General features: G+C 71.7%; 20 protein-coding genes. 10 read left to right on the top strand and 10 right to left on the bottom strand.

Going from position 1 to position 22,590, the window contains the following annotated elements; all coding sequences use genetic code 11:
* Positions 1–65: 65 nt before the first annotated feature.
* From FREUN1FDRAFT_RS40145 to FREUN1FDRAFT_RS26565, 4 genes are all read left to right on the top strand, one after another.
* Entirely contained in the window at positions 66–995 is a 930-nt protein-coding gene (locus FREUN1FDRAFT_RS40145) for a hypothetical protein (RefSeq protein ID WP_006543362.1), read from the top strand.
* Between the two features lie 345 nt (positions 996–1,340).
* Positions 1,341–3,023: a DMT family transporter gene (locus tag FREUN1FDRAFT_RS47755; RefSeq protein WP_006543361.1), complete on the top strand. Its 1,683-nt coding sequence runs from the start codon at positions 1,341–1,343 to the stop codon at positions 3,021–3,023.
* Between the two features lie 146 nt (positions 3,024–3,169).
* On the top strand, positions 3,170–3,784 hold the full coding sequence (locus FREUN1FDRAFT_RS26570) for a MarR family winged helix-turn-helix transcriptional regulator (RefSeq protein ID WP_006543360.1): 615 nt from the start codon (positions 3,170–3,172) through the stop codon (positions 3,782–3,784).
* Positions 3,781–5,697, top strand: coding sequence for an MDR family MFS transporter (locus FREUN1FDRAFT_RS26565; protein ID WP_006543359.1), 1,917 nt, complete (start codon positions 3,781–3,783; stop codon positions 5,695–5,697). The genes FREUN1FDRAFT_RS26570 and FREUN1FDRAFT_RS26565 overlap by 4 nt, the downstream gene beginning before the upstream one ends.
* Here FREUN1FDRAFT_RS26565 and FREUN1FDRAFT_RS26560 read toward each other — a convergent pair.
* Positions 5,676–6,386 (bottom strand): helix-turn-helix domain-containing protein, encoded by a 711-nt coding sequence (locus FREUN1FDRAFT_RS26560; protein WP_006543358.1) that lies wholly within the window; start codon positions 6,384–6,386, stop codon positions 5,676–5,678. The genes FREUN1FDRAFT_RS26565 and FREUN1FDRAFT_RS26560 overlap by 22 nt on opposite strands.
* Before the next feature lie 163 nt (positions 6,387–6,549).
* Between FREUN1FDRAFT_RS26560 and FREUN1FDRAFT_RS26555 the strand changes: the two genes are divergently transcribed.
* Positions 6,550–7,377, top strand: coding sequence for a class I SAM-dependent methyltransferase (locus tag FREUN1FDRAFT_RS26555; RefSeq protein WP_035953625.1), 828 nt, complete (start codon positions 6,550–6,552; stop codon positions 7,375–7,377).
* A 129-nt stretch (positions 7,378–7,506) separates the two neighbouring features.
* Here FREUN1FDRAFT_RS26555 and FREUN1FDRAFT_RS26550 read toward each other — a convergent pair whose 3' ends face one another.
* On the bottom strand, positions 7,507–8,310 hold the full coding sequence (locus FREUN1FDRAFT_RS26550; RefSeq protein WP_006543356.1) for a methyltransferase domain-containing protein: 804 nt from the start codon (positions 8,308–8,310) through the stop codon (positions 7,507–7,509).
* Positions 8,311–8,454: 144 nt separating this feature from the next.
* On the opposite strand from FREUN1FDRAFT_RS26550, the gene FREUN1FDRAFT_RS26545 reads away from it, so the two are divergent.
* Positions 8,455–8,895, top strand: a complete 441-nt coding sequence (locus tag FREUN1FDRAFT_RS26545) for a VOC family protein (RefSeq protein ID WP_035953613.1) — start codon at positions 8,455–8,457, stop codon at positions 8,893–8,895.
* A gap of 144 nt (positions 8,896–9,039) precedes the next feature.
* Positions 9,040–9,846: a methylenetetrahydrofolate reductase gene (locus FREUN1FDRAFT_RS26540; RefSeq protein ID WP_006543354.1), complete on the top strand. Its 807-nt coding sequence runs from the start codon at positions 9,040–9,042 to the stop codon at positions 9,844–9,846.
* A 119-nt stretch (positions 9,847–9,965) separates the two neighbouring features.
* On the opposite strand, the gene FREUN1FDRAFT_RS26535 is transcribed toward FREUN1FDRAFT_RS26540, so the two are convergent.
* From FREUN1FDRAFT_RS26535 to FREUN1FDRAFT_RS44290, 3 genes are read right to left on the bottom strand one after another with little or no spacing between them, the layout of a single operon-like run.
* Positions 9,966–11,045: a phosphotransferase family protein gene (locus FREUN1FDRAFT_RS26535; protein ID WP_006543353.1), complete on the bottom strand. Its 1,080-nt coding sequence runs from the start codon at positions 11,043–11,045 to the stop codon at positions 9,966–9,968.
* Positions 11,046–11,096: 51 nt separating this feature from the next.
* Positions 11,097–12,395 carry an acyl-CoA dehydrogenase family protein gene (locus FREUN1FDRAFT_RS26530; RefSeq protein ID WP_006543352.1) on the bottom strand — a complete coding sequence of 433 codons (1,299 nt, stop codon included), beginning with the start codon at positions 12,393–12,395 and terminating at the stop codon, positions 11,097–11,099.
* A gap of 30 nt (positions 12,396–12,425) precedes the next feature.
* A complete protein-coding gene (locus tag FREUN1FDRAFT_RS44290) occupies positions 12,426–12,575 on the bottom strand; it encodes a hypothetical protein (protein WP_006543351.1) in 150 nt (49 codons plus the stop codon).
* A 446-nt stretch (positions 12,576–13,021) separates the two neighbouring features.
* Here FREUN1FDRAFT_RS44290 and FREUN1FDRAFT_RS44285 point away from each other — a divergent pair, with 446 nt between their 5' ends.
* The 3 genes from FREUN1FDRAFT_RS44285 (at position 13,022) to FREUN1FDRAFT_RS26520 (ending at position 15,968) form a co-directional block, all read left to right on the top strand.
* On the top strand, positions 13,022–13,183 hold the full coding sequence (locus FREUN1FDRAFT_RS44285) for a hypothetical protein (RefSeq protein ID WP_006543350.1): 162 nt from the start codon (positions 13,022–13,024) through the stop codon (positions 13,181–13,183).
* A 68-nt stretch (positions 13,184–13,251) separates the two neighbouring features.
* Positions 13,252–14,373 carry an acyl-CoA dehydrogenase family protein gene (locus tag FREUN1FDRAFT_RS26525; protein WP_035953631.1) on the top strand — a complete coding sequence of 374 codons (1,122 nt, stop codon included), beginning with the start codon at positions 13,252–13,254 and terminating at the stop codon, positions 14,371–14,373.
* Between the two features lie 926 nt (positions 14,374–15,299).
* Complete coding sequence (locus tag FREUN1FDRAFT_RS26520) at positions 15,300–15,968, top strand: HD family hydrolase (RefSeq protein ID WP_006543347.1); 669 nt, start codon at positions 15,300–15,302, stop codon at positions 15,966–15,968.
* Positions 15,969–16,079: 111 nt separating this feature from the next.
* On the opposite strand, the gene FREUN1FDRAFT_RS26515 is transcribed toward FREUN1FDRAFT_RS26520, so the two are convergent.
* From FREUN1FDRAFT_RS26515 to FREUN1FDRAFT_RS26495, 5 genes are all read right to left on the bottom strand, one after another.
* Positions 16,080–17,552, bottom strand: a complete 1,473-nt coding sequence (locus tag FREUN1FDRAFT_RS26515) for an AAA domain-containing protein (protein ID WP_006543346.1) — start codon at positions 17,550–17,552, stop codon at positions 16,080–16,082.
* A complete protein-coding gene (locus tag FREUN1FDRAFT_RS26510) occupies positions 17,549–19,069 on the bottom strand; it encodes a hypothetical protein (protein ID WP_006543345.1) in 1,521 nt (506 codons plus the stop codon). Before FREUN1FDRAFT_RS26510 ends, FREUN1FDRAFT_RS26515 begins: the two co-directional genes overlap by 4 nt.
* A complete protein-coding gene (locus tag FREUN1FDRAFT_RS26505; protein ID WP_006543344.1) occupies positions 19,066–20,385 on the bottom strand; it encodes a hypothetical protein in 1,320 nt (439 codons plus the stop codon). Before FREUN1FDRAFT_RS26505 ends, FREUN1FDRAFT_RS26510 begins: the two co-directional genes overlap by 4 nt.
* A 269-nt stretch (positions 20,386–20,654) precedes the next feature.
* A complete protein-coding gene (locus tag FREUN1FDRAFT_RS26500) occupies positions 20,655–21,866 on the bottom strand; it encodes a triacylglycerol lipase (protein WP_006543343.1) in 1,212 nt (403 codons plus the stop codon).
* Between the two features lie 121 nt (positions 21,867–21,987).
* On the bottom strand, positions 21,988–22,590 hold a 603-nt coding region (locus FREUN1FDRAFT_RS26495; protein ID WP_006543342.1), incomplete at its 5' end, for an MMPL family transporter.

Below are 22,590 nucleotides of genomic sequence, written 5' to 3'. Positions count from 1 at the left end.
TGGAAAAGGTTCAGTGAGCCTTTTCGGTCGTCGGCTCCGACCTACCGCACACCCGGCGGTGCCCCGTGAGATGGAAAAGGTTCAGTAGCCGGGCGCTGGCCTGGCTCGGGTCGGCCCGCAACACCGCCGGCTGTGTGGCGGCGCTGGGCGGCGTCGCGCTCGGCGCCACCGGCGTGCTGCCCGCCGGGTTGTGGCCGCTCGCGACCGCCGCCCTCTACGCCGCCGGCGCCCTGGCGATCCCCACCCGCGGACGTCCACAGCCACCCCCCGAGGCGCACCCCGCGCCCGAAGTACACGCAGGGTCAGAACCGCAAACCTCACCCGAACCGCACATCTCACCCGAACCGCACACCGCACCCGAACCGCACACCGCGCCAGAAGCACGGCCCTCACCCGAACCGATCCGCGCATCCGAACCGAATCCGTCGATGGCGGGGCCGCTCGGTGCCGGCGGCCCGGCCCACCTGCGGGTGGTCCTGGGCGAGCGGATCGCGGCGATGTCCGCGCAGGCCGTTCCCGTCGAAGCGGACCTGATGTACGCGGTCCGCGTTCTCGCGGACGCTGTCGAAGCCTTCCTCGATCTGCCGGAACCGGACCGCCGGCCCAGCCCGCACCGCACCCGCGCGGGCCGTGCCATCGAGCGCATCGTTCTCGATCATCTACCGCGGGTGCTCGACGAATACCTCGCGCTGCCCCGCCTCTACGCGACCCTGGGCCGGCGCGCCGACGGCCGCACGCCCCACCAGGTCGCACTCGAACAGGTCGCGCTGCTGTCGTCGACGGTCCACGCGATCACCGTGGCCGCCCGGAACGGCGACGCGCACCCGGGCGGCCTGGCGGGCGTCGTCGACGCCCAGGAGCGCCTGCTGGCCGGCGGGCGTTCAGGTCCGGGTCCCGGTTCAGGTCCGGGTCCCAGTTCGGGTTCGGGCCCCGGTTCGGGTTCGGGTCCCGGTTCGGGTCCGGCCGCGGATGGCCCGGTTCGCCCCGCCGGCTGACCCCGAACCCGGCCCACCGGTGCCGCCACGCGTGCATCACCCGGGCGGTGGCCTCCGCCGTGGGGCATGCTCCGAGACGATGGCCTCCGCAGTCGACACCAGCGCACCGGACCACGGACCGTTCCGTGCCGTGGTCGGCGCGCGGGTCAGCGCATCGGGTTGCCGCACCCCGGCGAGGAGGCGCGAACCGACATCGGGGATGATCACGGCACAAACACGCCTCAACCAACACGGCGCGGGTGGCGACAATGCCCCGACGCATCACTCTGGGACGGTGCCGGTGCGGATCCGTGATCGGGCAGGATGGTCACTGACAGTGCCGATCGGCGCGGGACGTGACCACACATGCTGATGACCTACCTGCTGGGCCTGGGTTCCGCGGTCTGCTTCGGTGTCGCCGCGGTCATCCAGCAGCGCGTCGCCTTCCATGCCCCTCCCGAGGACGTCCTGCGGCTGCGGCTGCTGCTGTGGCTCGTACGACGTCCGCTGTGGGACGCCGGTGTGCTCCTGTCCGCGGTCGGGACGTTCGCGGCGGCCGCGGCGCTGGCCCGGTCCACGGTCGCGTTCGTCGCGCCGCTGCAGGTCTGCCAGCTGCTCTTCGCACTGCCCCTGGCGGCGGTGTGGGCCCGCCGACGGGTGCCGAGGCGGGACTGGGCGGCCGCGATCGCCACGGCGCTGGGGCTGGGCACCTTCCTGTTCGCCGGGGACCCGCACCAGGGCGAGGTGGAGGCCGCGACCACCGTCGGCTGGCTGCTGACCGGCCTGTCGATCGGTGGCCTCGCGACCTGGGCGGTGCTGGGCACCCGCCGGCTGGACCCGGCGCGCCGTGCCACCCTGCTGGCCGGCGGCGCGGGCCTGCTGTCCGCCCTGCAGAGCGCGCTCGTGAGCGGTGTCGGCCGTCGCGTGGAGACCTCGGGCGTCGGTTCGATCGTCGGGTCCTGGGAGCTGTACGCGGTCGTCGTGGTCGCACTGACCAGCGGCCTGCTGCTGCAGAGCGCCTATGAGATGGCCCCGCTGCCGGCGTCGCTGCCGGCGGCGGTGACGCTGGAGCCCCTCGGCGGTGTCGCCATCGGCGTGTTCCTGCTCGGCGGCATGCTCCGTGTCAGCCCGCTCGCGGTGGTGGGTGAGATCGCGGGCCTCGCGATCATGATCGTCGGCGTTCGCGTCCTGGCCAGCTCGCCGCTGGTCACCGGGCAGATGTCCCGGCTGCGTGCGCGGACGTCGCAGGGCCAGCTCTCACGGCTCGAGGATCTGCTGCACCGCGACCTGGAGGTGCTGCGCGACGACCTGGCACGCGGGCGCCGCGCCAGCACCGACCGCGCCCAGCGTCGCCAGTACCGCCGCCTGCACCACGACCTCGACCGCATCCACTGCGAGCTGGCCCGGCTGGTCGACGACCGGGACCACCTCGATGCCCGCATCAACACGATGCGGGCGGCCAGTGCCGGTGTCGGTGCCGGCCGCCGTGCCCCCGGCACCACGGCCGCCGCCGACACGCGCGTCGCCGGCGGCACAGCCCCGGGCAGCACCGCCGGCGGCACCGCGGCCGGTGCGCTGCGTTCGGTGACGTCCTCGCCCCGGAACGGAACCAACGGGCAGGTCCGACGCTCGACGACCGGCCGCCCCTCCACCCGCGTCCCGCACGGCACCGGACCGGGCCTCGGCCCGGTGCCGCCACCCGGCGCCGGGACCGGTCCGGTGCCGATGCCGGTGCCCGCCGGATCGCTGTCGTCGCTGCCACCGGCCGGCCGCTCGCGGGCACGCGGCGGCGACGACGAACGGGCCCGCGCGCGGGCACGCAACGGGGACGGACGTGCCAGGGACCACACTCCCGGCCACCCGGCGGGACCGGACAACCGTGCCAACGGGCACCGCGAGGGCGATGGCGCCGGCCAGGCGGACGTCATCAGCGATCACGAGCTGGCGGCGTCCCAGCGCGCCCTCGACGCACGGGCGGACGCGCTCCTGGCCCAGGCCGAGGTGCTGTCGGCGAAGGCGGAGACGATGCTGCGCTCGCTCGCGTCGTAACGCCGCTCCCCTGGCCGGGGGGCGCTCCGACCTGGCGCAACACAGACCTCGGTCAGCGCAACACAGAAGACTAATTGTATGATGCACCCAACTTGCTGACTCCGGGCTTCAGGCACGCGAGTCGACCACAGGAAGAGCACCGCCCCATGGACGAAAAGACAGCCGCTGCCCCCACGGCGAACACCGGACGAGCCCCGGCGATCAGGACCACGGCGCAGGAGACCCCGTCGGACCGCGGGTACCAGGTCGCGCAGCTCGCCGACGACGTCGCCCGGCTGATCCGCGGGCTCGCCCGCGCCCGCAGTCAGTTCCTCGCCCGGGCACGGGATGACATGGAGTGGGCGGCCCAGATCCTGATCTCCTATCTGGCCGCCGGTGGCCCGATGCGCCTCGGCGCCCTCGCCGCCGCCGTCCAGTCGGATCCGTCCACGGTCAGCCGGCAGGTCGCCGCCCTGGTCCGGGACGGCTTCGTGGAGCGACGCGCCGATCCGGCCGACGGGCGGGCCGTGGTCCTGGATGTCACCGAGGCCGGCCGGCAGGTCCACCGGGACCACATCAGGGTGCGCAACGAGCGCTACGAGGAGATGCTCGCTGCCTGGAGCAGCGAGGACCTCGCCACCTTCGCGGCCCTGCTGCACCGCTTCGGCGACGCGATGGAGATCCACCAGCCCAGCTGGTCGGCCAGGCCACACCGGTCCGATGCCGACACCGAGACCGACACCTCGACAAGACCGGACCAGGAACAGGACGGCCGATCATGAGCTCAGCCGGCGCGACCTCCACCTCGGCCGTGCCCGCCACGCCTGGCGGGCCGAGCGGGCCAGGGGGGCCCGCCGCGCCGGCACCGGGAGCGCTCACCCATCGGCAGATCATGACCATCGTCACGGCGCTGCTGCTGGGCACGTTCCTCGCCGCGCTCGACCAGACGGTGGTCTCGACGGCCATCCGCAGCATCGGCGACGACCTGCACGGCCTGTCCGCCCAGGCCTGGGTGACCACCGCGTTCCTCATCACCTCGACGATCACCACGCCGCTCTACGGCAAGCTCTCGGACATCTACGGCCGCAAGCCGCTGTTCCTGATCGCGATCTCGATCTTCGTCGTCGGCTCCGTTCTGTGCGGGATGGCTTCCAGCATGTACGTGCTGGCCGGGTTCCGCGCCCTGCAGGGGCTCGGGGCCGGCGGCCTGTTCTCGCTCGCGATGTCGATCATGGCCGACATCGTGTCGCCGCAGCAGCGCCCGAAGTACATGGCCTACTTCATGGCGACGTTCGCGACGTCCAGCGTCGCCGGGCCGGTCATCGGCGGGTTCCTGGCCGGTCAGGACAGCGTGGCCGGGCTGGCCGGCTGGCGCTGGATCTTCTGGATCAACGTCCCGATCGGCCTGATCGCGCTGGTCGTCGTCAACCGGGTCCTGCGCGGGGGCGGGAAGCGGGGCAGCACCCGCATCGACTGGTGGGGCACCGTCGCGATCATCGCGGCGGTCGTGCCGCTCCTGCTCGTCGCCGAACGGGGCCGGGGCTGGGGCTGGGGCTCGGCCGTCTCCGTCAGCTGCTACGTGATCGGCGCCATCGGCCTGGCCGGGTTCGTCGTCGCCGAGCGGTACATGGGTGACGACGCGCTGATCCCGCTGCGGCTGTTCGGCGGCCGGACGTTCTCCGTCGGCACGGTGCTCTCGATCATCGTCGGAATCGGCATGTTCGGCGGGCTCGCCGTCGTCCCGCTCTACCTGCAGATCATCAAGGGGGCGTCCCCCACCGAGGCCGGCCTGCTGCTGCTGCCCATGATGGCCGGGGTCATGATCGCGTCGATGACCTCCGGGCGCCTGATCGCGAGGACCGGCCGCTACCGCGTCTACCCGCTCGTCGGCTTCTCGTGCATGGTCGCCGCACTCGGCCTGCTGTCGTTCGTCGGCGCGGACACACCGCTGTGGCGGACGGAGCTCGCCATGCTGCTGTTCGGCCTCGGACTGGGCCAGACCATGCAGACCCTCGTCGTGGCGATGCAGAACAGCGTCGCCCCGCGTGACATCGGCGTCGCGACCTCGTCGTCCACCTTCTTCCGGCAGATCGGTGGAACGCTCGGCACCGCGGTGTTCCTGTCGATCCTGTTCGGCGCGGCGCCCGAGCGGATCACCGACGCCTACCAGGCCGCCGCTGGCACCACCGCGTTCGGCGCGGCGGCCGCCGCGCACCCCGACCAGCTTCGCCAGGTGACGGCGAGCGGCTCACTGGACGACTCCGGCTTCCTCCAGGACATCGAGAAGGCCATCGCGCACCCGTTCATGGTCGGCTTCTCCGACGCGATGGACCTGGTCTTCCTGGTCGGCGCCGCGACCGTGGTGATCGGCGTGCTGATCGCGCTCTTCCTGCCCGAGGTGCCGCTGCGCACCATGTCGGGCCTGGAGGCCGCCCGAGCCGATGCCGCTGTCGCCGACGCGGCAACACCGGCCGCCCCCGTCACGACCCCCGGCTCGGCCGACGTGGAGATCATGATCCCCGAGCCGGCCGCCGGCAGTCCGCCGGAGACGGCCGCCGACGACGCCGCTGTCAGCGCCACCGCCCCCGCCCCGGCCGGCGCCCCGGTCGAGGTTGAGACCCAGGACGAGGCTGAGGGCGAGGCCCCGGACCACCCCCAGACCGAGTCCCAGGCTCAGGCCGGGACGGCTTCCTGATCCTGGCGCTGCTTCGCCCTTCCCAGGCTCTCCGCGAACATCGACGTGATGAACCAGTCCGGGAACTGGCGGACGAGACCGGCCGGACCGGTCAGCCGCACCTGCCCGCTCATCCGCAGCTCCCGGAAGGTGGCGACGCTCATCAGCCATCGGTGCATAGCCGAGGTCGGCCCCTCGATCACGAGGTCGGGCTCACGCGCGGGCTCTTCCTGGCACACGGTGACCACACCGTCGGCGATGTCCAACCAGCCCTGGGCCGCGCCGGGGCCGGTGAGCACCAGGTGGACCACGGTCCGCTCGGCTGGCAGCGCCCCGGGGTTCGCGCACTGGTGCAACCGCCACATCAGCGTCAGCCCGTCGCACTCCTCGTCCGTGGGATCGCCGAACGTCCACTCGGCGGCCCACTGGCCAAGGGACCACACCACGGACGACAACGCCGCGCCTGAGGCGGTCAGCGAGTAGCGCACCTGCTGACCCCGCGGCGCCTGCTCCTTCCACACCAGCCCGCGGCGCTCCAGCATGCGCAGCCGCTGGGACAGCAGCGTCCGGCTCAGCCTGGGCAGGCCACGGGCAATCTCGTTGAATCCCGTCGCACCTACGCTCAGTTCACGGATGACCAGCGGCGTCCACCGGTCACCAAGGATCTCCACTCCGACCGCGATCGGGCAGTACTCAACGTGGCCAGCCATACTCGAATGGTCCCATTGCAAAGACGTCAACGGGGGCGTCGATCCAGTTCCCGACAGCGCCACCAGTACGAGATCGATACTCGTCGACCCACTCCCCCGCGACGCATGCTTACCCCTGTCGCCGAGGTCCTCACGCATGGCGACCATCCGAGGGGAGCACAGCATGTCCACCACCCAGACCTCACCGGATCTGGCCGCGATCACCGCACGTCAGCAGAAGACGTGGTCCAGCGGAAACTTCGCGAGAATCGCCTCCCGCATCGTGCTCTCCAGCGAGCTGCTGGCCGACGCCGCCGATCTCCGCGCCGGCTGGCATGTCCTCGATGTGGCCTCCGGAACGGGAAACGCGGCCATCGCCGCGGCCCGGTCGGGTGCCCGGGTCATCGGCACCGACTACGTTCCCGAGCTGCTGCAGGACGCCGGCAGCCGCGCCCGCGCGGAGGGTCTCGACGTCGAGTTCCGGGTCGCCGACGCCCAGCACCTGCCGTTCGCGGACGACAGCTTCGACGCCGTGCTGAGCGTGTTCGGCTCGATGTTCGCCCCCGACCACCGCCGCACCGCCGCCGAGATGGTGCGGGTCACCCGCCCCGCGGGCACCATCGGCCTCGCGTCCTGGACGCCCGACGGCTTCATCGGCGACATGTTCCGGGTCATCTCCGCGCACGTCCCACCGCCGGCGGGCGTTGCGTCCCCGCTGCTGTGGGGCACCCGCGAGCATCTGAACGACCTTTTCGGCGGCGCGATCGGGAAAGCCGAGTCCGTCGAGCAGACCTGCACGTTCCGCTTCACCTCCGCCGAGGACTTCGTCGTGTTCTTCCGCCGCTGGTACGGGCCGACCCTGAAGGCGTTCGAAGCGCTCGACGAGGCCGGCCGTGACCAGCTCGCGGCCGAGCTGGCCGATCTGGCCCGACGCTGGGACCGGTACCGCGGCGCCGAGAGTGCCGTCGCCCTGCCGTCGACCTACCTGCAGACTGTGATCACGCTCCGCTAGCCCACGGCAGCACCACCGCGTCGGGGCGCGAGCCAGTGCCCCGGCAGACGTGGCACCAACACGACGGGCCGGACAGGCACGACGGGCCGGACAGGCAGGACGCCATCGCCCGTCACCCGCGGGCACATTTCAGAATCCATCGGATAGAACGGACATATTTCCGGGCCTTGTCGCCATTACGACAAAGGCGGTCTCACTGAAGAAGAAGGTCCCCGCGGCGTCGGCGGCGCGTAGCTGTTCCCGCCATAAGGCGATCTCCTCGACGGCGACACGCCCCCTGCCCGCCTCCGCGCAGCGGCGGACCGCTTCGGTCACCTCCCCAAGACGCAGTTCCGTCGCCTCGGACAATGTGGTGCGCACGCTGGTGACCGCATGTACTGATTCGAGGGTCAACCCGCTGTTCCGGACGAGCCCGGCCAGTCGTCGCCCCATCCAGGGATCGGCCGCGGCCATGTTGGCGTAGAGAACCGGCAGCTCCGCATATGTGAGCAGGAAACGGCGGGCGAGATCACGGTTCTCGATCGCCACCACAATCGTCTCGAAATCCGTGTGGGCGACAACCGCCCGTCCTCCCGGCCGCAGGATGCGGGCGACCTCACGGAGCAGCGCGGCCGGCTCGACCAGACATTCCAAGGTGTTGTGCGAGACGGCGACGTCGAACGCACCGTCCGCGAAGGGCAAAGGCCTGCTCAGGTCATGGCGGACGACCCGGCCGGCCGGCAGCCGAGCGGCCAGCGCGGCCAGCGCGGCCTCGTCGACATCGACGGCAGTCAGGGAAACACCCGCTCCCGCGAGCCGGGCATCGATCTCTACCAGCGTGTCGCCAGTTCCGGCCCCCAGGTCGACGACAGCGCCCACGTTCCAGCCAGACACAAGATCTGCGACCAGACCGTGAACCGGGGTCTCCCTGACCGCGGTCCGCCCCTCGCGCACAGCTCCACACCCCCTCTGGACCAGCTGACGGGGCCCGCTGCCCGCCACCGATGAGTTCCGCCGGCCCGCCTGGTCTACCAGGACGTACCCGTCGCGCGATCGACCTGGAGACCCATCGTGACCACTCCCGCACACCCGGGCCGCATGCTGTTCGTGAGCATCCCCGTCGCGGACCTCGAGCGCAGCAAGGAATTCTTCGCGAAGCTCGGGTTCGGCTTCAACCCGAGCTTCACCGACGAGACCGCCGCCTGCATGCTGGTCGGCGAGCAGGCCAGCGTGATGCTGGTCAGCCACCAGAAGTTCACGGAGCTCTCGAAGCTGCCGATGGCCGATCCCGCCACGCACACGCTGGCGCTCTACTGCTTCAGCGTCTCGTCTCGCGGGGAGGTCGACGCGGTCGCCGAGGCCGCGCTGGCCGCGGGTGGCGTCGAGGCGGACCCTCTGGAGGACCACGGCTTCATGTGCTCGCGCAGCTTCTTCGACCTGGACGGCCACGGCTGGCAGGTCATGTGGATCGATCCGGCGGCAGCGCAGAAGGGCCCCGAGGAGTTCGCGACCTCGACGCGGGACGCCGGCCTGACCTGACACCGGCGCAGGCCGGCACCGCCCGCCCCTCTCCGGGAAGCGGCGCGGCGCCGGCCTGCCTTCGCCCGGGCCGCCGGCGGACCACGATGGGCGGATAGACATAGCCGCAGCGGTCGCGAGTCGCCGTCGTCCTATCCTGTGCGGATGCGGGAGTCCACGACGAGTCATGAACAGCCAGCGCGCGGCTTCGAGCTGATCTGCGAGATCGAACCGCCGACCCGGCCGGACCTGACCCACGCGCGCCATCAGATCGGTGTGCTGAGCCCCGTCGCCGACGCGTTCCTGATCCCCGACAACCACATCGGGCGGGCGACCGTGTCGAGCATCGCTGTCGCCCACGAGGTGCAGACGATGGGGGGACGCAGCATCGCCTGTGTGAACTCCCGTGACCGTAACCTGCTCGGCTTCCGTCGCGACCTGCTCACCGCGGCGGCCTACGGCGTCGAGGAGTTCCTGTTCGTCCGCGGCGACAAGCCCAGCGCCGGGAACCGGACGGGCGACCTGACGGTGCGCGCGATGATCGATGAGGCCCGCGCGGCCGGCGAGGATCCGGTCTTCGCGGACATGCCGGCGTTCCGGGTCGGAGCCGCGGCCGGTCTGCGGCCGTTGCCCGCCTGGAAGCAGGCTGTCGACTTTCTGTTCGTGCAGGTCAGCTACTCGGTGGACGCCCTGCTGCGCTGGCGCGACGCCCACCCGGTCGAACTGCCGGTCTACGCCGGCGTGATGGTTCTCGCGAGCGCTGGAATGGCCCGCCGCCTCGCCGCGACGATCCCCGACATCGACATCCCCGACGACCTCGTCCAGGCCGTCGAACGAGACCGGGCGGCCGGGGTCGAAGCGGCCTGCGACCAGGTGCTACAGCTACGCGACAGCGGTGCCTTCGCCGGTGTGCACCTCGTACCGGTCAGCCGCTACCGCCAGGTCGCCACCAGGCTTGAAGATCTTCTCTGACTCCCCGGTTGGATCAGTCCGCGGCCTTCGCTCCCCCGATACCTCGTGGCGCGGGCTTGCATGCCTCGAACCCCGCCAGCCGACCGCTTCCGACGGTTCCTGACCTCGATTCACCGCGGTCAGCCCGTGTGCAGGATCCGCAGGGCGCGCGCGGAGAGCATCGCGACGCTTCTGCCGCGCGACGCCATCCGCTCGTCGGTGGACTCCCCGCGGGCGTAGCGCGCGTAGAGCTGCTGGCGGATGATCGCGATCCGCCAGCAGGCGAACGCCTCGTACCAGCCGACAGCGGCGAGGTCGAGGTCGCTGCGCGCCGCGTAGCGGTCGACCACCTCACGGCGGGTCGGCAGTCCCAGCGTTTCCATGCCGGGGTCGTGCGCCGCGTGGTCGTCATCGGTGTCGGTGGGATCGGGCCAGTAGTTCAGCAGGGTGCCGAGGTCGACCAGCGGGTCGGCGAGGGTGGTCATGTCCCAGTCGAAGACGGACGCGACCCGCCCGGGGCTGCCCGGGAGGAACTGGCAGTTGTTGATTTTGAAGTCGTTGTGCACGAGGGCCGCGGCCTGGCTGACCGGCAGGCGCTCGGCGAGCAGATCGGCCGCGGCCGTCATCGCGGCGTCGTGCGCCCGGTCGGCCCACGGCGCGACGCGCCCCCAACGGTCACGCCAACCGGACAGCTGCCGTTCGAGGAATCCGTCCGGGCGCCCGAGCCGGTCCAGGCCACAGGCGGCCGGGTCTACCGTGTGCAGGTCCGCGAGGGCGTCCACGGTGGCGAGGCCAAGGTTGTGGGCCACGGCGGGCCCGCCGAGCTCGTCGGGTATCACACCCCACACCACGATGCCGGAGCGATACTGCGAGACCATGAACTCGCTGCCGGCGACCTCTGTGTCGTCGCAGAGCAGGAACGCCCGCGGCGCGCGGTCATAGCCCTGCCACAGCTGGGACAGCACCCGGTACTCACGCCGCATGTCGTGGGCCCCGGGCGCGATCACGCCGAACGGCGGGCGGCGCAGGACGAACCGGTGGTCACCGAAGCGCACCAGGTAGGTGAGATTCGCCGCCCCGTTCGGGAACTGCAGCACGTCCATCGGCCCGTCCACACCCAGCCGCGGGGCGAGGTAGTCCCTGATCCGTCCCCAGGGCAGGTCCTGGCCGGGACGGACCGGTGCGACCTCGGGCGGGATGCCGACGGCGGGGTCGGTCATCGGTCCGCTTCCGGGAGGCCCTCGCTCGCGGGCCGGTGCGGGTCGCGCAGCCTAGCCGGCATGGACGGCCCGTTCGATCCGCTCGGCGAACTGTTCGCGCGCGGCGGCACGGCGAGCGGGCAGGTGACCGGACGGGAACAACCCCGCGGCCGGCTCGTGCTCCGCCAGCAGTGAGCGCGCCAGGTTTGTCTTGTGGATCTCGGTAGCGCCGTCGGCGAGGCCCATCTGGAAGCTCTCCAGCACCCAGGCCCCGAACGGCATCTCGTCGGAGATCCCCAGCGAGCCGTGGATCTGCAGGGCCCTCGCGGCGACGTCGTGAAGAACCTTCGGCATCGCCGCCTTGACCGCGGAGATGTCGGCGCGCACACGGTTGTAGTCGTTGTAGCGGTCGATACGCCAGGCGGTACGCAACACGAGCAGGCGGAACTGCTCGATCTCGATCCACGAGTCGGCGATCATCGCCTGCACCAGTTGCTTGCGGGCCAGCGGCTCGCCCTTGGTGACACGGCTGAGCGCCCGCTCGCACATCATCGCGAACGCCTCACGCACCAGCCCGACCGTTCGCATCGCGTGGTGGATCCGGCCACCACCCAGCCGGGTCTGCGCGACGGCGAACCCCTGCCCACGCCCACCGAGCATGTGATCGGCCGGAACGCGCACATCCTCGTAGCGGATGTAGGCGTGTGCCCCGTCCTCGGCGCCCTGACCTGCGACGGCCACATTGCGCACGATCGTGATGCCGGGTGTGTCCGCCGGCACGACGAACATCGACTGGCGTCGGTGTGGCCCGGCGTCCGGTTCGGTCACCGCCAGGACGATCAGGAACGACGCGTACCGGGCGTGGCTGGAGAACCACTTCTCACCGTTGATCACCCACTCGCCGCCGTGCAGCTCGGCGCGGGTGACGAACTGGGTCGGGTCACTGCCGCCCTGCGGCTCCGTCATGGAGAACGCTGACACGATCCGGCCGTCGACCAGCGGCTCGAGATAGCGCTTCCTGAGCACGTCGGTGCCGAAGCGGGCGAGGATCTCCGCGTTGCCGGAGTCGGGTGACTGGCAGCCGAAGACCACCGGCGCCGTGTGCGACCGGCCGAGGATCTCGTTCATCAGCGCGAGCTTGAGCTGGCCGTACCCGGGGCCGCCGAGTTCCGGGCCGAGGTGGCAGGCCCACAGCCCGCGCTCGCGCACCTTGGCCTGCAAGGGTGGAATCAGCTCCGCCCGCAGCGGGTCCCGGATGTCGCGCGCGTTCGAGACCAGCATGTCGACCGGCTGTACCTCGGCACGCACGAACCAGTCGATCCAGTCGAGCTCGGCCTGGAAGTCGGGATCCGTCTCAAAGTCCCAGCCCATGCACACTCCGCTTTTCTCGTTCGTGAGGTGTCAGAACAGAACCCGATCCACGCCGATGACCACGACGACGGCGCGAACAACCACGGGGCACTCAGCCGCCGGGCCGTCGAGCATGCCCACGACAGCACGCATCGCAGAGCCGGCCACCACAGCCGCCTCGTCGCCAGGCCGACCGGCCATGGGCCCCACCCCCCGTGCCGGACGGCGCCCACCGGTCTGCGAATGAAGCCGACTCGATGCTAATCGACCGCTCAGCACGATGCGCGGATTCGCCTCCAGGCCAGGCCGGAGGACTGATGAGGGCGAGGCTTGAGTGGTCGGCGACCTCGCATCCCACGCGGGCACGATCGCGCCGCGGCGCGCTCGCAGGTCCGGCGCCGAGGCGCCACCAGGGAGAATTCTCGGGCGTCAGGACTGCGACCGCATGGAACGCCTTGACCGTTCGACAGACAGCTGCTAAACCATCGTTCAGTACGGTCGGTCGCAGCAGTCCCTGTCCTGGAGCAGCGGAGTCGATCAACGGCTCTTTTTCAGCATGCGCGGAGCAGCCCCTCCAGACCGGGTCGGGTTGACGCCGGGGCTTCTCCCGCACCGCGGTCAAGATCGTAATTGGAGGAGGGACTGCTTTGGCTCAGCGTGTCGTCACACAGGGCATGTTCGACTGGCCGTCGCAGGCGCCCCGGCTCATCGGATCGACGTGCCAGGTCCACGCGGCCATGACCTTCGTTCGGCGCAGCGGCCTGCACAACCACGGCGTCCCGCACGTCATCGAGCGGATCGGCCTGTGAGCGCGACAGGGCAGTCCGCCGTGGCGCTGGTGCCCGAGGGGTTCGTCCCGCCGGTCGATGCCGAGACCGTGACCGTCGAGGAGTTCCGAACCGCGGCCGGCGCCTGGCTCGACGAGCACGCGACCGAGCTGGCCAAACCCATGGACGATCACTCTCTCGACGCGGAGATCGCCCAGCTGAGCAGGATCCGCCGCGCGCTCCACGACGCGGGCTGGATGCGCTACGGCTGGCCGGTCGAGGCCGGCGGCCTCGGCGGTCCGGGCATTCTGCGGGCGGTGCTCGGCGAGCAGATCGCCGAGCGAGACCTCACCGACGCGACCAACTTCTCCCTGGTCGAGGTACTGGCCCCGACGATGATCTCGTACGCGAGCCCGGAGCTGGCCGCGCAGATGCTGCCCCTGCTGCTGTCCGGGCGCGAGCACTGGTGCCAGGGGTTCTCCGAGCCCGGCTCCGGCTCCGACCTCGCGTCGCTGAACACCCGCGCCGTGCGGCGCGAGGACGGCGACTGGGTGGTCAACGGCCAGAAGGTGTGGACCTCGCTCGCCCAGTACGCGCGGCGCTGCATCCTGCTCACCCGGACCGGTCCAGGCCACGGCGGAATCACCGCGTTCTTCGTCGACATGGACACCCCCGGGATCACCGTCCGCCCGCTGCGCACCATGCACGGCGTGGACGAGTTCGCCGAGGTGTTCTTCGACGATGTCGTCGTGCCGAACGCGCGGATGCTCGGCAACCCCGGCGACGGCTGGAGACTCGCGAACGACCTGCTCCCGTACGAGCGGTCCACCTGCTTCTGGCACCGGATCACCTACCTCTTCACCCGGCTCGACCTGCTGCTGGCGGACGTCGAGAAGCAGGAGACCGAGCCGTCGGCGACAACCGACGCCGCGCTCGGTGCCGCCTACCTGGCGCTGCACACGATCCGCAGCCGATCACGCGACACGCAGCGCCGGCTCGCCGCCGGTGAGCGCCTCGGCCCGGAGACGTCCGTCGACAAGATCCTGCTGGCGACAGCGGACCAGAAGCTGTTCGACACCGCGCGCGACGTCCTGCCCGGCGCCGTCGAGCTGACCGACACGCACTGGCGCACGGAGTACCTGTACTCGCGGGCCGCGACCATCTACGGCGGCACCGCCGAGATCCAGCGCAACATCGTCGCCCGCCGGCTCCTCGACCTGGGCAGGGAGTAGCCATGGACGCGGCGGAACGGAGACTGCTCGCCAGCGCACTACGCCGGACCGTGACCGATGCGGCGCCCGGAGCCGCACTGGAGACGGCGCTGGCCGAGTTCGGCTGACCTTCTCATTGAGGCGAGCGAGACCGCCATCCCGCGAACTCACCCGCGAGGCCGGCGCCCTCATCCGCGCCCAGCGCACCGCCCCCCGGCTGGCCCAGTTGTAGCCGAACGGCTCGGGCCGACCGGCGTGCCGGCTGACACGGCCGGTGGCATGCCGGCTGGGTGACCAGACGTCTGCGCCGGGTCGTCGATCTGCGTTCACGCGATGAGTTGTGCGCAAATGGTGAATATGTGGTTCCACCCGCCCGGCCGACCCGGCCGCCGATCACACGCAGGCACCTTCTCGCGATCGCCCGCTCCACCCTCACCGTCAGCGGCCTACGCGCCTACAGGTTCCTCGCGCAGCCTCCACAGCGCAGACGCGGGGGCACCCGAGATGGATCAGACCAGATCATCAACGACAGACGGATACATCAACGTAAAGACTATCCGAAACGGATAGATTGATGGCCCGTTGTCATCTTGTCAACCCGAAGGATGATCGGACTCTGTTCACATCGCAAGGCGACGCCTGTGGCGGCGAATCCGCGCACACTGGGGGCACGCAGCACCCCTGACGGGCCATCCCGCGATCGACACGCCAGGGCACAGCAGACCAGGGCACCGCGAACCAGGACCCAAACCGCACCGGAGCAGACCCGATCCGGCCCCGGTCAACACCGGGCGAGATCATGTCTGCCCAGGTCAGACGAGATCGGTGGCCGGTCGGCCGGCCAGCGGACATGCTGATCGGCTGGACGGCAACCGTCATGCCCGACCGGTGCCGCGTGCCGTTACGCCAGCACGTACAAGGACCCGCAGGAAGCAGGAGGAGGACAGGTGTCGACGCAGTTCCCGACCCCACAGGATTCGATGTCTCCCGCCGGGCCGGGTGAGCCGGTCATCGCGCTGCCCTCCACCTCCGACTCGCGGCTCGCCCGGCAGCTCGGGTTCATCCTGGAGATCGACAAGCTCAAGTCGGTGCTGCGCCGCAGCCGCCTGGCCGACGACTCGCGTGCGGAGAACGATGCCGAGCATTCCTGGCATCTGGCGATGATGGCCGTGGTGCTCGGCGAGTACGCCGACGAGGAGGTCGACACCGGCCGGGTGCTGCGCATGCTGCTCGTCCATGATCTCGTGGAGATCTACGCGGGCGACACCTTCGTCTACGACCAGGCCGCGATCGCCGAGCAGGAGGCCCGGGAGAAGGCCGCTGCCGACCGGCTCTTCCCGCTGCTTCCCCGCGATCAGGCGGTCCAGCTGCGCTCGCTGTGGGAGGAGTTCGAGGCGCGGCGCACACCCGACGCGCGCTTCGCCCGCGCGCTGGACCGGCTGCAGCCGCTGATCCTCAACTACGTGACCGGCGGCGGGAGCTGGCAGACGCACGGGGTCCGCGCCCAGGACGTGCTCGCCCACCAGCGAGTCGTCTCCGAGGGCTCGCTCGCCCTGTGGGAGTACATCAACCAGCTGGTAGGGGACGCCGTCCGCCGCGGCTACCTCGCGGCCTGACCAACTGACCGACCAGGCCGCCTGACCGGCAGGTCAGCGGCCGGCTCACCGCCAGGTAAACGGTCGGCTCACCGCAAGGCCGGCGGCTGGCTCACCGGCAGGCCGCCTGGCTCAGAGCTGGACGCGGCTGGTCGCCAGGTGGGCGAGCATCGCCTGGTTGGCGGCCCAGCCGTCCGGGAACCTGACCGGCTCGCCGAGATGCACCGGGTCGCTGGTCGGGTGGGCGTCGAGCAGTTCCCGGATGCCGGCGCGGGCGACCACGAGGCAGGCCTGCCGATGCCTGGACGCCAGCACGCACAGCCGGCCCGCCTCCAGGTGGAAGGCGGTGGCGTCCCGCCGGCCGGACAGCGGGTGCAGCACCACGGTGATCTCGTACTCCCGGCCCTGCAGCCGGTTCGCCGTGTCCACCACGACCTGGCCGTCCCAGCCCGCAGAACCGGGCCCGGCACCGGACGCACCGAACGCACCGGCCCCAGAGCCGGAGCCGGCCGCGGGATGATCCGCGTCCCCTTCGGTCGCGGCGAGGCCGCCGAGCGCGGCGCGGATGGCGACCACCTGGTCCCGGTGCGCGGCGCCGACGGCGATCCGGCCCGGGGTGATCCGCGTCCGCTCGCCGCCCGACGTCGCCAGGGTGCCCCGCTCGAGGATCCGTCGAGTGAGCTGCGCGACCGCCGCGACGGCTTCCGCGTCGGTCCGCATGGTGTGGCGGGCCGGCAGCTCCAGCAGGCCCCAGCCGGTCGTGGCGGCGACGTCGAGGACGTCGTCGACGGGGCTTTCGGCGGGTCCGGGCACCACCAGCCCGCGCTCACCGAAACCGGTACCTGTCCGAAAGCCGGTGAAGGGGTAGAAGGCGTCCGCGACGACGTCCTGGGCTGTGCGTGGCAGCCGCCAGGACACGGGCAGGCGATGCACCGGCAGGTCGGGGTTGTTGCGCTGCAGCACCGCCACGGCGCTCTGCATCGGGTTCCAGACCAGCCCGTGCCAGCGGTCGCCCGTGACCGTGGAGAACGGGTCGAGCTGGCCGGGGTCGCCGACGAACAGGGCGCGCTCGAAGCGTGCGGCGATGGCCAGCAGCGTGTCGGAGCGCATCTGGTAGGCCTCGTCGACGATCGCCCACGGCCAGGTTCCCTCACGTACATAGGCCCATTTCGCCGCGGTCGAGATCGTCACCTCGGGCTCGCCGAGGCTGTCGACGTCGCTGGCGGTGACGACGTTGGACAGGCCGGCCAGGCGGGCCGACGGAAGGTAGCCGGTGCGGCCGAGACGTCCGATGCGGGCGGCGGGCAGCTCGTCGGCCAGCCGGGCCGAGAGCCGTTCGACCAGGTCGTCGACCTGTTCGTTGGTCTGGGCGACGATCATCAGCGGGGCACCGGAGGCGGCGAGGACCGCCGCCGTCCGCACGACCAGGGTGGACTTCCCCGCTCCGGGCGGCGAGTCGACGATGACGCCGCGATGCCGGCCGGCGCGCAGGTCGTCCAGGATGGCGAGGGTGACCGCCTCGGCCTGCGCCGCCGGCGAGAGCCCGGCGGATCCGGCGGATCCGGCGGATCCGGCGAGCCCGGCGATCTCCCCGACAGCGCTCACTCCCAGGCCTCCGCGGTGTCCTTCTCGGTCGGTTCGTAGGGTTCGGGCGGGCCGCCGTGCGTCCAGGGGGTGTCGGCGGTGTCCGGCATCGGGGCGGAGCGCACACCGTCCGCGAGGACCGCGCTGTAGCAGAGCGACTCGCCGACCTCCGCCACCGTGCCGGGCGCCGGGACCGCCGACCGGCCCATGCCGCTGCGCGCCTCCAGGGTGATCAGCAGGCCACCACCCTCGGGCGGGATGTCGATCGCCTCGATGACGCATTCCTGCCTGCGGCGGCTGCTCGCGACGACCTTGGCTCCGACGGTGAGCCGGATCGGGTCCTCGGTGCGCACCGTGAGCAGCGGACGGGTCACCAGGCGGCCCTTGCCCCGCCCGTTCGGGATGCGGCGGTCCCGCTCGACGGCGACGACGGTGCCGCTGAAGGCCTCGCCGGTCACCCGGTGCTGCGCCATGACCAGCGGGTCGTCGAAGGCACGGTCGGCGTCGTAGGCGGCCTGTGCCTGCTCGATCCGGTTCAGCCGGCGCGCGGCGGTGACCGCGCCGTCCCGGCGGGCCTGCGGGAGCCCTTCTTCGACCATGTAGGTGTGGAAGCCGGTGTAACGGGCGCGGTCGGTCTCCCAGCGTGCCGGTACGGAGGCCCCGGGGGGCAGGCCGTCGAGCAGGTCGAGGGCACGCCAGACGAGGTCCCAGGTCGGCTGGAGCTGGGTGCGCAGCAGGTTCTCCAGGCGGGTCACCGCGCGCGCGACGCCGGCCGACCCCGCCGCCGGGTCGGCGGCGGCCGCCGCGACGGCCGTGTCGTAGGCCGCGATCGCGGGCGCGAGCTGCTCGGTGTCGAAGCCGGGGTCGGTGGTGGGCCCGGCCGGCGGGCAGTGCCGGGGGTCCTCGGCCAGCCGGGCGGCAGCGGCCCCACGCAGGCCCGGCGGTGGGTCGATCCATCCCAGCAGCGCGGCGAGGTTCGCGTCCTCCAGCGCGCTCTGCCCGGTGGCCCAGTGCAGGCCGAGCAGGTCGGTGACCGCGAGCATCAGCGAGGACCCTGGGATCTCGGCCCGCTCGGCGAAGAACGTCAGCCAACGACCCAGCACGGGCACATTCGGCGCGACCGCATACTCGCCTTCCGTCGAGCGGAAGCGGGTCGACCGGGCGAACAGCCGGACGAACTCGACGCCGGCCGGGTTGGGCACGATGAGCTGCGGCGCGTCGAGGGACCGTGGCCCGCTGGTGAGCTCCTCGGTCGCCGCCGCGAAGCCCAGGACGTGCGGCAGCATGATCTGGGCAAGCTGGTCGGCGAACGCGAAGCGCAGGTCCCGGTTCCGGGGCTGGGCCACCACGAGCAGCGTGGCCTCGTCCCACGCGGTGCCGACCATCGCGGCGAGCGGGGCGTTCGCCTCCCCCGCCAACGTCAGCGGCACGAGGACGAACGGGCGCGCCGACAGGTGCGCATGGCGCACGGTCGCCGTCGGCGCCGCGGTCCCTGTCGCCACCGCGAGCGCCCGGGCGTACGAGCTGATCGCCGTCACCCGTGCTCACCACCGGAAACCGAAGCCGAAGCCGAAGCGGGAACCGGATGCGAAGCCGACAACGAGGCCTGAAGCTGAGCCGGGGCCGGAAGCGGAGCCAGCGGCGGGGCGAGGGCCTGCCCGGCCGACAGGCCCTCCGCGTACATCCGCGCGGTGATCATCAGGTGGGCGGCGGCCTCGGCCTGGCTCTCGGTCGGTGTCCGGGCGCCGCCGGCGAGGTCGAGGACCTCGGCGACGGTGTCGATGCCGCCGAGTTCCTCACGCACGCTCGCGCCCAGCGCGGCGGTGCGGCCCGCGGCCTCCTGCCGGCAGCGGAACGCCAGCTCGCAGACGGACAGGCAGTCCGGCGCGTAGCGGGCCGGGAGCTGGTCGAGCGCGTCGGTGAGCTCCCCGGCGGGTCGGGTCGGGGCGCCGTCCGCGGCAGGTGCGAGATCGAAGGTCACCTCGGGCGGCAGGGCGTCCAGCAGGGTCTGCACCGTCGTCAGCCTGGCCAGCTGGTGGTCGAGCGCGAGCAACTGGCGCCGGACGTCGACCCGGGTGGCCAGGGGCACGTTCGAGAAGTCCTTCGGGCAGACCAGGACGACGTCGTGGGAGACCGCGGCCGGTGTGCCGAGCATCCGGCGCAGGGCCAGCACGTAGACGGCGGCCTGCACCGCCGCGGCGGCGACCTTCTCCCCGTCCGCCTGCCCGTCGACGACGGCGAAGGACTTGATCTCCACCACATGCGCCCGTCCGTCCGGGCGGATCACCAGCAGGTCGGGCTCGAGGTACACGTCCTGCCCGCCGACGGCGAGCCGCAGCAGCGGATGCGCCAGCAGCACCGTCCGCCGCGGCTCGGCACGTGTCTCGGCACGCGACCCGGCACCGGCACGAGCCGCGGCCTCGGAGCGCAGCACCGCCTCGGTGCGCTCCAGCCGCCGCGCGGGACCCTCCGCGTCGGGGCCGGCACCGGACGCACCCAGATCCAGGTAAATCACATCGCTGGACGTCGCCTCGTCGGCGCCGGCCTCCGCGTCGGTGTCGAGGCACTCCGCGAGCAGGGTGAGCAGCGCGGCGCACTCGTCCGCGGTGACCCGCGCCTCGAACACGTTGCCGCGGACGATCGCGAACGGGGACTGGCCGAAGGGGGCCGCGAACCCGATCTGGCGGGCCAGGAGCTCCTTGTCGACCCCGGCGGCGTCCAGCACGGCCCGGCGGGCACAGCCGGGGTTACGGGTCAGCGCGGCGATGGTGCGGGCATCGTGACGCCGGCGCGGGGCGCGGCCACGGAGGCGATCCAGGCGTTGCTCGGTCCGGTCCTCGGTCCGGTTCTGCACTGGCCTCCCGCGTCCCTCCCGTCGTGGCGGCCCTCGCCGCGGAGCAACCGCGGCAAACGATGCCTTCGACGGGGGCGTCCGTCCAGTCTTGTGCCGGCATGTCGGTCAAAGAGTTGTCCTGGAAGCCGACGGGTCCGGATCCCGGGCTGCCACCAGCCATCAGCGGCCAGCACCGATCGCGGGCACGGTGGCGCGCGGGCGGAGACAGGAGGTACCCCGGCCCCGCCCGCGCACCGTGCGCTGGTTGTCAGCCCTGGACGATCAGCTGGTCAGCTGGCGATGCGGTCAACGATCCACTGGCCCAGCTCCTCGGTCATGGCGGAGTGCGGGGTCGGGCGGGACGAACAGAGGAAGTCGTCCAGGTCCGACTCCTCCGGCCGCAGCGCGTTGATGTCGGTGTAGAGATCGTCGTTCGTCTCGACGCCGCGCACCGAGACGGCGCTGACGGACGGGACGAAGCACGCGGTGCGGTGGGCGACGTCCAGGCCTTCGCCGATCTCCTTGAGCGCGTCGGCGAGGATGCCGAACGAGTCGAGGGTGCCGCCCGGGGCACCGTCGATGTCGGGGAAGTCGTTCGTGGTGACCTTCCGCTCGCCGAGCAGGCCGCGCAGGTCGGCGACGAGGCGGTCGCGCCCGCCCGCCTGGGTGTAGAGGACGGTGTCCGTCAGGTACGGGCCGCTGCTGCGCAGCGCCTCGACGCCGGGCGCGATGCCGTTGTGCCGCCCGTCGCCCACGCCGTTGGCGACACCGATCAGGCGCGGGATTCGGGGCCAGCCGCCCATCCGCTCCAGAGTCGCCAGGAACTTCTCACGGGCGGGATCGACCCGTGGTGTGCCGTCGACGGTCTCCAGGTGCCGCCAGAGCAGCTCACGCGACGCCGGGCTGTTGATCTGCCGGGACAACGCGTCGTCGACCGGAGCCAGGTGGTGCGCGATCGCCTGCAGCGCGATCGGGACGGACGCACCACGGTGCGGGCTGTCGAACGACACGTACACACCGGTCTGGTGATCCATCCGCTGCGTCTCCATCTGCGCCAGCGCGAGGCGGGTGACCAGTCCGCCCATGCTGAAGCCACCGACGACCAGACGCTCGTCGCCCATCCGTTCGGCGATCGCGCGCATGATCGTCTCTTTCGCTACCTCCGCGTTGACGAGAATTGATTCGCTGCGCTCGTTGAATCCTATGAGCACGATGTCCCGGCGGCGGTCACGCAGCTGCGTGATGAAACGGTAGGGGTCGCTGTCGAGGCCCTCCCAGAGCCAGTCGAAGTCCGTGGGCCCCATGTTGAAGCCGTCCGCGAGCAGCACGGGACGGACAATGCCGTTGTTACCCTTTCCGTACCAGACGCGAGCCGATCCGTCCCGGAACTTCCAGACGGCGTCGGGCTTCGGCGCCGTCACACCGGCGCGCGCGTCGGCGGGCGTGACGAGCCCGACCGGGCCCATCGCCTGCTTCATCTTCCCCAGATCCTTGCCCGCCATCGATGAATCCCCCTCGGTAGAACGACGAGTACGCGAGGAGTATCACCGAGCGCTGATGAGATCGCCGGGCCGAGCGGTTCGTCCCCGACCACGGCGATATCCACGAGCGCGAGAAATCAGATCAGATTCCGGCCCGGCGCAGGAACTGCCGGATTTCACCGCCGGCGCTCCCGGTGCCCGACGTCCCCGTCGCCTTACCGCCGCTCCCGGCGCCCGAATCGGTACCCGAAGCACCCGAAGCCGACGCGGCGGCCGACGACGCCGACGAGGCAGCCTTGGACTCCTTGGAATCCTTGGAATCCTTAGGGTCCTTGGACTCCTTGCCGGTGGCGGCGGCCTGCCGGGCGCGGGCCGCCCGGTCGGTCTGCCAGCGCTGCCCCAGGTGCACCGCGGCGGGCAGGATCGCGGCGCGCACCAGAAGGGCGTCCACCGCCATCCCGATCGCCAGGCCCCCGCCGAGCATCTTGAGAGTTCGGGGCGGCTGGGCGGCGACGGCGAGGAAGATGAACATCATCACGAAGTTCATCGTGAGCACCACGTGCCCGAGTTCGGCGTGGCCGCGGCGGATCGCGTCGCGCCCGTCGCGGATCGGGTCGGGTCGTGCGCCGTCACGGCGGCGGGTGAGCAGCCGTGCCGCACCCCGCAGCCCGTCCGCCCGGCCGGCTTTCGACGGGTCCGCCGCGCCGCCACCGCCGCCGCCCTCGCGCAGGCGGGCGAAGAGGAT

Origin of the sequence: Parafrankia sp. EUN1f, assembly GCF_000177675.1 — a bacterium.
Taxonomy (GTDB): Bacteria; Actinomycetota; Actinomycetes; order Frankiales; family Frankiaceae; genus Parafrankia.
Note: the sequence above shows the minus strand (reverse complement) of the source record. Positions and strands in the feature narration are given on the sequence as shown.

What these genes read in the sequence shown, in the direction of transcription:
- FREUN1FDRAFT_RS47755 (WP_006543361.1), top strand. Translation starts at nt 1,341, where the DNA reads ATGCTGATGACCTACCTGCTGGGCCTGGGTTCCGCGGTCTGCTTCGGT.
- FREUN1FDRAFT_RS26570 (WP_006543360.1), top strand. Translation starts at nt 3,170, where the DNA reads ATGGACGAAAAGACAGCCGCTGCCCCCACGGCGAACACCGGACGAGCC.
- FREUN1FDRAFT_RS26565 (WP_006543359.1), top strand. Translation starts at nt 3,781, where the DNA reads ATGAGCTCAGCCGGCGCGACCTCCACCTCGGCCGTGCCCGCCACGCCT.
- FREUN1FDRAFT_RS26560 (WP_006543358.1), bottom strand. Translation starts at nt 6,386, where the DNA reads ATGGCTGGCCACGTTGAGTACTGCCCGATCGCGGTCGGAGTGGAGATC.
- FREUN1FDRAFT_RS26555 (WP_035953625.1), top strand. Translation starts at nt 6,550, where the DNA reads ATGTCCACCACCCAGACCTCACCGGATCTGGCCGCGATCACCGCACGT.
- FREUN1FDRAFT_RS26545 (WP_035953613.1), top strand. Translation starts at nt 8,455, where the DNA reads ATGCTGTTCGTGAGCATCCCCGTCGCGGACCTCGAGCGCAGCAAGGAA.
- FREUN1FDRAFT_RS26540 (WP_006543354.1), top strand. Translation starts at nt 9,040, where the DNA reads ATGCGGGAGTCCACGACGAGTCATGAACAGCCAGCGCGCGGCTTCGAG.
- FREUN1FDRAFT_RS26535 (WP_006543353.1), bottom strand. Translation starts at nt 11,045, where the DNA reads ATGACCGACCCCGCCGTCGGCATCCCGCCCGAGGTCGCACCGGTCCGT.
- FREUN1FDRAFT_RS26530 (WP_006543352.1), bottom strand. Translation starts at nt 12,395, where the DNA reads ATGGGCTGGGACTTTGAGACGGATCCCGACTTCCAGGCCGAGCTCGAC.
- FREUN1FDRAFT_RS44290 (WP_006543351.1), bottom strand. Translation starts at nt 12,575, where the DNA reads ATGGCCGGTCGGCCTGGCGACGAGGCGGCTGTGGTGGCCGGCTCTGCG.
- FREUN1FDRAFT_RS26500 (WP_006543343.1), bottom strand. Translation starts at nt 21,866, where the DNA reads ATGGCGGGCAAGGATCTGGGGAAGATGAAGCAGGCGATGGGCCCGGTC.